The organism is Acidovorax sp. HMWF018 (assembly GCF_003061035.1).
Taxonomy (GTDB): Bacteria; Pseudomonadota; Gammaproteobacteria; order Burkholderiales; family Burkholderiaceae_C; genus Acidovorax; species Acidovorax delafieldii.
The window spans coordinates 26,568-36,225 of record NZ_QAIM01000344.1 but is presented as its reverse complement, the minus strand read 5'-3'; the positions used below and the strand labels follow the sequence as shown (position 1 = coordinate 36,225).

General features: G+C 57.3%; 10 protein-coding genes. 2 read left to right on the top strand and 8 right to left on the bottom strand.

Features of this window, described 5'->3' with window-relative positions:
- Window positions 1-535 precede the first annotated feature (535 nt).
- From DBR23_RS13170 to DBR23_RS32285, 8 genes are all read right to left on the bottom strand, one after another.
- Complete coding sequence (locus DBR23_RS13170; RefSeq protein WP_146191333.1) at window positions 536-1,420, bottom strand: hypothetical protein; 885 nt, start codon at window positions 1,418-1,420, stop codon at window positions 536-538.
- A gap of 180 nt (window positions 1,421-1,600) precedes the next feature.
- Entirely contained in the window at window positions 1,601-2,635 is a 1,035-nt protein-coding gene (locus DBR23_RS13160) for a replication protein RepA (RefSeq protein WP_108498550.1), read from the bottom strand.
- A 78-nt stretch (window positions 2,636-2,713) separates the two neighbouring features.
- Entirely contained in the window at window positions 2,714-3,115 is a 402-nt protein-coding gene (locus DBR23_RS13155; protein WP_158276460.1) for a TrfB-related DNA-binding protein, read from the bottom strand.
- Window positions 3,116-3,217: 102 nt separating this feature from the next.
- Complete coding sequence (locus tag DBR23_RS13150; protein WP_158276459.1) at window positions 3,218-4,444, bottom strand: ParB/RepB/Spo0J family partition protein; 1,227 nt, start codon at window positions 4,442-4,444, stop codon at window positions 3,218-3,220.
- On the bottom strand, window positions 4,441-5,205 hold the full coding sequence (locus DBR23_RS13145; RefSeq protein ID WP_108498547.1) for a ParA family protein: 765 nt from the start codon (window positions 5,203-5,205) through the stop codon (window positions 4,441-4,443). The genes DBR23_RS13150 and DBR23_RS13145 overlap by 4 nt, the downstream gene beginning before the upstream one ends.
- 118 nt (window positions 5,206-5,323) lie before the next feature.
- Window positions 5,324-5,761 (bottom strand): single-stranded DNA-binding protein, encoded by a 438-nt coding sequence (ssb, locus tag DBR23_RS13140; RefSeq protein ID WP_108498546.1) that lies wholly within the window; start codon window positions 5,759-5,761, stop codon window positions 5,324-5,326.
- Window positions 5,762-5,807: 46 nt separating this feature from the next.
- Window positions 5,808-6,242, bottom strand: coding sequence for a hypothetical protein (locus DBR23_RS13135; protein WP_146191332.1), 435 nt, complete (start codon window positions 6,240-6,242; stop codon window positions 5,808-5,810).
- A gap of 735 nt (window positions 6,243-6,977) precedes the next feature.
- Window positions 6,978-7,244, bottom strand: coding sequence for a helix-turn-helix transcriptional regulator (locus DBR23_RS32285; protein ID WP_108498559.1), 267 nt, complete (start codon window positions 7,242-7,244; stop codon window positions 6,978-6,980).
- A 202-nt stretch (window positions 7,245-7,446) separates the two neighbouring features.
- Between DBR23_RS32285 and DBR23_RS13125 the strand changes: the two genes are divergently transcribed.
- Entirely contained in the window at window positions 7,447-8,145 is a 699-nt protein-coding gene (locus DBR23_RS13125; protein ID WP_108498544.1) for a lytic transglycosylase domain-containing protein, read from the top strand.
- Window positions 8,146-8,147: 2 nt separating this feature from the next.
- The coding region (locus tag DBR23_RS13120; RefSeq protein ID WP_199227701.1) for a type IA DNA topoisomerase at window positions 8,148-9,658 on the top strand (1,511 nt) is incomplete at its 3' end.

Below are 9,658 nucleotides of genomic sequence, written 5' to 3'. Positions count from 1 at the left end.
CCGCTGGGGGGTTCTGTTTGGCCCCCTCAGGGGGCCTATTAAATGGGTGAGGCCGTAGGCCGAGGGCGTAGCCCTGGGGATGCCGGGTGGGAGCGCCGCAGGCGCGGGCGAAGCGCGTAGCGCGTAGGAGCCGGCGGGGCGTAGCCCCAAGAGGCGGTGCCTTTTCCTATAGGTTTATTAAATACAGGAAAGGAATACAGGGTGCACGCCTTGAAATCGCGTTTTTTTCAATGAGAACAACGACTTAGATGAGATGGGCATGCATCGGCGCGGGAGTTGTTCATCACATCTGCGGGAGTTGTTCAGCGTGGATAACTCAGCAGTAGCACGCTAACTCTTTGATTTATATGGCTTTTGTTTGCGGGAGTTGTTCATCACGGATAACCCTGACTTATACAGGCGTTATAAACAGGATATCAACAGAATATTCACAATTCACAGGAGTCTTCATCACACTGAGCGGGAGTTGTCCATCGCGGTTGCGGGGGTCTTTATCACGCTGCGCGGGAGTTGTTCATCACATTGACGATGGGCTTCAACTCACTTTTCCCGCCTTTTTTTCCATGTCCTCTTTGATGAGTGATTTCATGGCCTCCAGGACTTCGCGCCCCATGTTCCCTGCTAGGTACTTCTGACACTCATATGAAAGCCTCTTCTGAGTGACCCCCAGGTAGACTTTGCAGCCAGGCGAAAACACCCCGTTGTCATCGAAATATCTGTCTTCGATTTTCAAAATCACCGCTGTAGGCCCATAGCCTTCGATCAGGAACATTGGAGATTTGTCGGATGCCCACCACGTCACAACAAACTGGCCGTCTTCACTAGCCTCCCCAATCTTTGTCTCCCACACTCCTGTTTGCTTTGCCATTTGATTGGCTTCGCTAATTTTTTGTTGTGGATTTCCCATCTGGACGCCACTGTCCCGGAGTTCTCGAAATAGAGCATGGTGGATCGAAATGGTGATTTCTTCCATGGCTCTCTTCACGTAATAGTAGTTCTCCGATTTGAGCTTTTTGAATTTTTCTTGGTCGATCAAAGCACGCTGAGCAGCACCAATCTCTCCTGAGCTTTCCTTGGGAGCCGAAACGCTCAGCCCTGTAATCACGGCCATGGAATCTTCGATGGCCCGGGCGCGCTCGTCGTATGCCTTCTGCCAATGAGCCGTGTTCTTGTAGGTATTCAAGAAGTTTTCAATGCAATGCATCTTGCTCTGCAAATTTGCAAGTGCATCAAGGCTGGGGGGATCTACGGTGACGGCACGACCGATGCAGCCGTTGAGAGCAACGATTTCCGCGTTTTCGGGAATTGCTTCTTTATGGACCTCGACCGCTGCTCCAGACTGAGCCGCATGCGGCGCACTTTCACCGCTTTTTTCCCCACATGCAGTCAGTAGCGTTAGCGAAGCTGCTGCGATGTACAACCAAACTCTCATTCGATGCTCCTGAGTTGAGGGGCATCTTAGACCATGCATTACAAGATGAAACAACCTTCTTGTGAGGGAGCAAAAGTCGCACCGCGCGGGAGTTGTTCATCACACGCCGGGAGTTGTTCATCACATCGAAACTAGGTCAAAAAACGTCAAATTTCGCGGAGGCGAAAATCAGAACAAGGAAGTTTGGACGTCATCAGCACCGCCCTTCCCTCCTTTGCCTTTGCGCAACTGCGGAACATGTGGAGGTGATGGAAGAAGCACCAGCCCGTTGTTTTCCACCTTTAGCCGCGCAAGTGGGTACACGATTTGCACAGCCTTCAACGCTTTCAGAAAACCTTTTTTGAAGTCTCTGGAAGCCTGCTCAATGTTGTCCGTGTTGAATGACGATCCAAACTGCCCCATCAGAGATTCCCAGCGGATCGGCCTTGTCGGTCTATCCGTATAGCTCATTCGGTAGGTCAGCCAGGAATAGATATCCATCGCCAACGGAGACCCCCGAAGCGCTTTGTACGCGCGCAGGTCAATGGGAATGGGATGCTCTATCAGCTCGCTAAAAAATGGTGCGCTCAATCGAACGCTAGATTTCCATTTGCCCGCGTCGCGCTCGTGTTGAGGAACCCAAATCGCCCGTTCGTCACCGTCCACAGGGGTATCAAGATCAAAGGCATCTTCGTTTTCGAGGTGAAGACCATCAGCGATCAGCACGTTGCGCAACACGAACCCAGGATCTCCAGCAGCTCCGCGCGTCATTTGCGCGGTGATGAGAGAACCAAAGAGCCGCTTCATTTGCTCGGCAACGCGCGTGGAAGTCCCCCGCTCCCCTCCCCCGGACCGCAACTCTAAAACGTCGCGCAGAAACTGGCGCAGTGAGTCGCCCAGCTCGATGACGGGAGATTGATTCCGAACCGCTTCGGTGGCGACCCATGACATGAGCAAGCGGGGATAAATGCCGTAAGGAATACCCCCCTCATAACCAGCCAGGATACGGAGCTTGAAGTCCCCGTTCACGCGCGTGAAAACATCCGCCTTGGGGTCTTTGTAGGGCATCGTGGCCAAGACCAGGGCACGGGTCATATAGCCAAGCGTTCCGGCCTGCCGCGCGTCCTCGGCTTCGATGGCGAATTGTTCATCAATCGCACGGCGCACCCATTCTGGGACATGCCCTGCCCTGTAATCAATAACCGTTTGCTTCTTGGTGGCCATGGACAGCTATAATTTTTTTGCCTCTGCAAATGCATTGGCTTGACTACTTAACAGCCCGGCTCACCTGCCGGGCTTTTTTTATTGCCAGTCGGTACTTCTGCGGCGCAATGAACTGGTGGCAAGTAAGGCCGCACCTGCTTCGGCCACTTGGTGCAGTCGCGCTTGATGCGCGGCTTGCGCCTCAGCCAGGGAACGCTCAACGATGGCAGCTGGCGCAGTGATCGTTGCACGTCTCCAGCCACGCGGCAAGGTCCGCTCAATCGCCGCTTCTTCGATCACACAAGCCTCCTTGTAGACCTGCAAGGTTTCGCGCATCCTTTGAACTGTTTTCCAAACTGCCTGCCGCGTCACTGCAAATTTGTCTGCGGCCTCTTGATACGAATTTCCGTCCACCATCACCATGCGAGCGGCCGCGATGCGGTCGGCACTCAAAGTGCGTTGCAACAAGTGCTGCAGGGCTTCAAATTCAGGGATGGACACAGGAACAAACTCGCCTTGTGTCATAAAACACCCCACGTAGACCAAAGATCAATCAACTCAATTCCTCATTGAAGCGCCGCCCCTGTAGGGCGGCGCCATCCATTACACAACTACAGCAAACACGTCATCAAGGCGGAATTCGCTGCTGAACGAGCCTTCCAGCCCACACATGCATGCGGCCAACAGCAAGGCCCCGGCGCCCTCCGTAGAAAACTGGCCCGCGCGCAACCCGGCGAACACATGGCGGCCGGCGTTATCCGCCTTGCGCGCTTGGTCGAAAACCGGGCGCAGCGCTTCGATACATGCCCTGTTCTCTTCAGGTCCAAGCTCTGCCAAAACCTCTTCCGGCCGCTGGTGCTCCACAGCCAGGCGCTCGTAAATGTCCACCAGCAGGCTGGGAAGATCAACATCAGTTCCAGCGCTGGGCAGTAGGTCGCGCGTTCTCACATCCTTTTGAGCTACTGTTGTGCCAGCGACCTGCTCAGTACCCTTTTGGGGAGCCTTGGGGGATTTGGGAGCCTTTGGCTTTACCTCGTCGCGCACGGCCTGGGCTTTGGCACGGGCATCCACTTTGCCCCGTGTTTTCTTCAGCTCGTCCACCAGCTCTTTAGCCTTTTCAGGACTCACCTTCTCCACTTGCCGAACGGTCGAAATTACTTCGGTGTCAGCGCTGATGGATTCATTGACCAGCCGCTTTGCCTGCTCTGGCAGGTTCAGCAGCGAAAGCATCTTGGACAGCCACGGGCGGCCCTTGTTATGGCGCGCGAGGACAGCCTCGACCGAACCCAGGGTATCAAGGTCGCGTTGAATCTTCTTAGCTTCCTCGATCTGCGTCAGGTTCTTGCGGTGCGTGTTTTCTGCAAACTGCAGATCCTCGGCTTCTTCTTCGGTCAGCTCTTTGGCCTTAGCGCGCAGTTTCGTCAGACCCTGCAGGCGTGCCGCGCGAATCCGCCGTTCCCCGGCCACCAGCCGGTAAGGCTTTGGGTGTCCGGCAGGCATGACACGCAACAGAATTGACTGAATCTGCATCTTGGCGAGGCTCGCCCCAAGTTCAGCCAATCCCTGTTCGTCGTTCTCGAATTCTTCCCGGACCTGACCAACGATTTCCACATCATCAAGGTCTACATCGAACTCCGGCATTTCCGTATTTCCAAACAACGCATCAATGCCCGTTCCCATTGCGCTGCTACCACCCAGCATCAGGCCAGCATTTGCAAACGCATTCGTATGCGCTGGCTTGGCTTTCACTGGTGCAGTTACCTTCTTGACGGCCGCACCTGTTGCGGCGCCCTTACCCGTCTTTTTGCTCGTCATTGCCTTGGCGTTCATTTGGCCATCCTCCCCAAAATTGATGCACATGCCGCGCGCCATTCCTGCGCTGCCTTCGCGTGACCCTCACCCCGTGTAGCCGTCCATACTGGCCGCCGCAGCGCGATCGCTTTGCGAACGGGTGCGCGCTCCGGCAGCACCTCGGGCAGGATCGCTGAGCCGTATTGAGCGCGAAGCGATGCCAACCCTTCGCGTTCCTCGGTGCTGCGGTTGTTGGTCTTGACCGGCAAAATCCCAATGTGGCGAAGCCGCGGATTGAAACCCTGCGTGCGGACGATATGGATGGTCTGCAGCAGGTCGGCCACACCCGCCAACTCGTACAACCCCACGGATACGGGCGTCACAACGTAGTCAGCCGCTGCCAACGAGGCCATGAGCCGAACACCCAGCAGGGGAGGGGTGTCTAACAGGCAGAGGTCAAAGTCCTTGGCGAACTGGCGCAATGCTGGGCCAGGACGGCGGATCACTTCGTTTTCAGCCTTGTCGATGGAGAGCAGGGCGTTATCAGCTCGAATGATCGCCAGCTGTTCATTGATGTATTCCGGCCCCTCCTTTGGCGGCGCAGCGTCATACAGCCGCGAAGCCAGCAACCCGGGTTCTGCATCCTCAGCTGGCGGGAAGCTCAGAGACAAGCTGCCCTGCTTGTCCATGTCCACCAGCAGTACGCGCAACCCCGCCTCAATGGCTGCATAGGCTAGATGCACAGTCAAAGTGCTCTTACCGACGCCGCCTTTCTGGTTTGCAATCGCAAGAATTTTCATGTTCGGCTCGACTAAAAGTTTGTTGGTATTGCAGAGGGGTAGGGCGGGTGTAACACAGAATGCAACCAAAACGGGTTGTCAGAAAAATTTCGCCTCCGCGAAATTTCCGCCCTTGTCCTCAGTACGGCAGGTCGTCATCCCCGTCAGGGGGGAGGGCACCCGATGAATGAGGCGCATGCGCCTGATCTTGGTCAGGCCTGGAGCCACCTGCAGAGCCCTCCGGGCGCGCACCCAAGGGCTGCACAACCTCGGCCCGAATTTCGGTGCTGTAGCGCTCGATGCCCTGGCTGTCCGTCCACTTGCGAGTACGCAAATGGCCTTCGATATAGACCTGCCGTCCCTTGCCCAGGTAATCACGCACAAAGTCAGCCTGTTGGCGGTAGCAAACGATGCTGTGCCACTCGGTATGTTCCTTTCGCTCGCGGGTGGTTCGGTCGGTCCAACCCTCGCTGGTCGCCAGCCGGAAGTGGGCCACGGGATCACTGTTCGGCATGGTGCGGCACTCAGGAGCATTCCCGATGTTGCCGATCAGCATTACTTTGTTCAAAGAGGCCATTTGTCGTACTCCGTTGCGTAAGGCCCAGGGCGGGCCAGGTTGAAATTCAGAACAAGGACAGGCGCTTGCGCACAATCTCGCGCACCTCAGCCAAAGGCTTTGGCGAAAAGTGAAAGTCCAGCTCAAAGCCAGTCAGGATCAGCTGCGAGAGATCGACGTAGCCAAGCTCTGCCATGCGCGCATCACCGTTGAGCAGCGAGAACGCAAACACGCGCTCCACCCCAGCGGCGGCATCCTTCTCCAAAACCCACACGTCCGAGTTGCCCAGGAAATAGTGCAGAAACACCGTCTCCGCTTCCTCCTGGCTACCAACCTCCGGCATGTCGGCAATGCAGCGGGAAAGGTTGGTGGCAATTTCCTGGAAAAACGCCGACTCTTCCCCGCCATGCATCAATGACTGGAGCGAAGACCACTGAGGCCAGCCCATATAAGACGCCAACATTTGCGCCTGCTCAGTGGTCAAAATCGATTGAACTGTCATAAATTTCCTTTGCTTTGGCTTGACTATGCATTTAGGTTCATATGATGACTTCTTTGTTCACCATGGACTCTATTATAGTCAAACCATTTTAAGCGTCAACCTATTTAGGTTGACATTGTGTATTAGTTTGTAAACCTCTAACCGCACATTCCGGGAGTTCTTCATCACACAAAACGCCCGCCGCGCCCCGGTCTTGGGGTATGGGGGACACCCCATGTAGCCGCCTCGCGGCGTAACCCAGCAGCCGCAACACCCCACCGCCTCCACCCGCGACACCCCACGGCCAGCGCCCAGCCGCACCCCTTCGCGCCCTGATAAACAGGGCTGTTCAATTTCGCGTCCGCGAAATCCCAGGGCTCAAAACACTCGAATTTGTGATGTAGGTATGTCAGGGCCATGCCCTTGTCCGGGCTTGCGGGGTGCCGTGCGCGAAGGCGCACGGCAGTGCTCCGCACCGGCCCCTACCGGACAACCCACACGCAAGGCGCGCGGGCTGCGGGGCACCATGGCCTGCCCCTGGCCAAGGTGGGCGCTTGCGGCCGTCTTGGCTGTCTTTCAAGGGGGAAGCCTCAGCGGCAGGGGGATGTGCGCAGCACTTCCCCCAATAGCGGGCAAGGTGGCCTGTAGCCGTGCCCGCAGGGCAATCCCAAAGGGATCGAGCCGAGTTAGGCGAGCGGCGGAAAGCCCTGCAAGGGCGGGGGCATCCGGTTTTTCACCCGCAGGGGGAAAAATGCCTCAGAAGCTAGACGGCGGAAAGCTATCTATCCCTTGTGCATCCAGCGCACGGCCCAGGGCCAACATGAAGGTAACCCAATCCCTATCGACTGCATCTAGCCAGGCGTGTACCTCCGTGACGTCCATCCGGCGAACACCGGACTCGCACTTACTCACGTAGCTCTGAGGAACACCGAGCTTGCGCGCCACGTCCCCTTGCGTCATCCCAACATCAATCCGGGCTTGATGAAGCAGTGACAAAAAGACGGCATACCGGCGACGGCTCATAGGGAAAAAGATGGGTTTGTAAGGGCAACCCACCAGAGTGCGCCGACTTCCATCAAATGCCAACATGGGATTACTTTTTTAACGTGCCGTAACTCAATAAATAATCTCGTGGCATTGGGATTTGGATTTTTATATTTATCATCGCGCCAAAGCAAAACAGACCATTTTGCTAAGCGTAAAAATATATTAGTTCAGGTTCATAATGGATTTTCTAGATTTGGCTCAGCAGTGCGCCCCTACAGTCCATCCGCACACCCTCGCCGCCATCGTTAAAACCGAGAGCGGTTTTAAGCCCTTCGCCATCGGGGTGAACAAAGGTGGTGCGCAGCTCACCCGCCAGCCCACGACCAAAGCCGAGGCCGTGGCCACGGCCAAGGATCTGATCGGACGGGGACTCAACATCGATATGGGTCTCGGACAGATCAATTCCGAGAACCTTGCCCGCCTCGGCTACTCGGTCGAGGACGTATTCGATGTGTGTAAGAACTTGAGCGCGGCAGCGCTCATTCTTCAGGACGGCTTCACCCGAGCAAGCGTGAAGGAGGGTGCGAGCCAACAAGCCCTCATGAAAGCCTTGAGCGCCTACAACACGGGCGATTTCGCGCGCGGCGTCAAGAACGGCTATGTCCAGAAGGTCAGCACCAACGGCATCAAGATTGCCCAGGGATACGCGGTCCCGGCGATCCAGCTGGACCCCAAGGATGTAGCACCGTCACCAGCCGCCTCCGACACGCAGCCCGCCAAAGCCACGGTTGCAGCGCCTCAGCCGGGCGCGAGCGCCAAATCCAAGACCACCCCCAAACCACCCGCTGCAGGCTCCACCACAACGGACCCCTCAATGGTCTTCGGAACTCCACCAGCAGGAGAGGACGAAGAAGCAGCCCAGGCCTTGGTGTTTTGACCATGAAGCTGCTCATCATCGAGTCCCAAGGCAAAGTGGAAAAGCTGCAGAGCATTCTCGGCAGGGAATGGGTAGTTGCCGCCAGTCTCGGCCATGTATGCGACCTTCCAGAGAAAGAAATCGGCGTTGAAGCGCCGCAGTACAAGCCGCATTACAGACTGTCAGAACGCGGCGCATCAGTGGTCGCGCGGCTGCGCAGTCAGTGCGAAAGGGCACAAGATGTCTACATCGGCACCGACCCTGATAGGGAAGGAGAGGCCATCGCATGGCACCTTGCGCGCGAACTCAAGCTAGGCCGCGATGCCAAGCGAGTCCGCTTCCCTGCCATCACCGATACCGTGGTGCGTCAGGCAGTGGCTGCACCAACGGGGATTGATTACAAGCTGGTCGGCGCACAAGAAGCTCGCCGCGTCCTGGATCGGCTGGTGGGGTATCTGGTCAGCCCTGCGCTGTCCAACATCGGCGGCACAACCCTCTCAGCCGGTCGAGTCCAAAGCCCTGCAGTCGCGTTGGTGGTGACGCGCGAGCGCGAGATTGCGGCCTTTACGCCGACGAGCCATTTCCATGTCCGGCTGGACTTCCAGGGACAGCCGGGGAATTGCGCGGACGCGAAAAACTGGCATGCCATGTGGGAAGTGGTGCCGGACTTCGCACCTGAGGACCGCCCGTACTTTCAAGATGCCGATATGGCAGCGAGGATCGCCGCCGTTCAAACGGTATCGGTTGAAAGCTGTGAGGACGGTCAGCGCCGGCGAGCGCCAGCGCCGCCGCTGGCTACCAGTGGCATGCAGCAAGCAGCCAGCGTGAGGCTGGGGTTCGAACCAGAGGACACGATGCGGATTGCGCAGCGGCTCTTTGAAGGCGGGCACATCACCTACCACCGGACCGACAACCCGAACATCAGCGAGGACGATTTCCCGCACATCACAGCCCTGGCCCAGGCCAATGGATGGGCGATGGCACCGAAGCTGCGCAAGTTCAAGACCTCTGACGCAGCCCAAGCAGGCCACCCCGCGATCACGCCGACTCATTGGGAAGTCGAGCGGGCAGGGCAGGGCGATGAAGAACAAGCTCTGTATTCATTGATCCGACAACGCGCCATTGCGAGCCAACTCGCAGACGCGGTCTACAAAACTCGATCCGCCGTTCTGCTCGGCCAGATCGAAGGCAAGCAGATCCGGTATCGCGCGAAGGGCGAAACGCTGGCTGAGCCGGGCTGGCTTGCTCTCATGGGCGCCGCAACGCAGGAAGACTCGGCCGAGGCCGACCATGAAGAAGGGGAGGGCGCTGCAGCGAACCCCGTGCCCGAGCTTACTGCCGGGCAGCTGCTGCACCCAATTGGCGGCGAAGTGCTCGCCATGAAGACGCGAGCGCCAAAGCGCTATACGAAGGCATCGCTGATTGGCAAGCTGGAGAGTGAAGGCATTGGCCGCCCTGCGACATACGCGGCCATCATGGGAAACATCGAACGCCGCGGTTACATCACCACGCGCAAGCTGTTTCTCCATCCAAC

Coding starts and splice junctions, on each gene's coding strand:
- DBR23_RS13160 (WP_108498550.1), bottom strand. CDS start 2,635: ATGGCCACCAAGAAGCAAACGGTTATTGATTACAGGGCAGGGCATGTC.
- DBR23_RS13150 (WP_158276459.1), bottom strand. CDS start 4,444: ATGAACGCCAAGGCAATGACGAGCAAAAAGACGGGTAAGGGCGCCGCA.
- DBR23_RS13145 (WP_108498547.1), bottom strand. CDS start 5,205: ATGAAAATTCTTGCGATTGCAAACCAGAAAGGCGGCGTCGGTAAGAGC.
- ssb (WP_108498546.1), bottom strand. CDS start 5,761: ATGGCCTCTTTGAACAAAGTAATGCTGATCGGCAACATCGGGAATGCT.
- DBR23_RS13135 (WP_146191332.1), bottom strand. CDS start 6,242: ATGACAGTTCAATCGATTTTGACCACTGAGCAGGCGCAAATGTTGGCG.
- DBR23_RS32285 (WP_108498559.1), bottom strand. CDS start 7,244: ATGAGCCGTCGCCGGTATGCCGTCTTTTTGTCACTGCTTCATCAAGCC.
- DBR23_RS13125 (WP_108498544.1), top strand. CDS start 7,447: ATGGATTTTCTAGATTTGGCTCAGCAGTGCGCCCCTACAGTCCATCCG.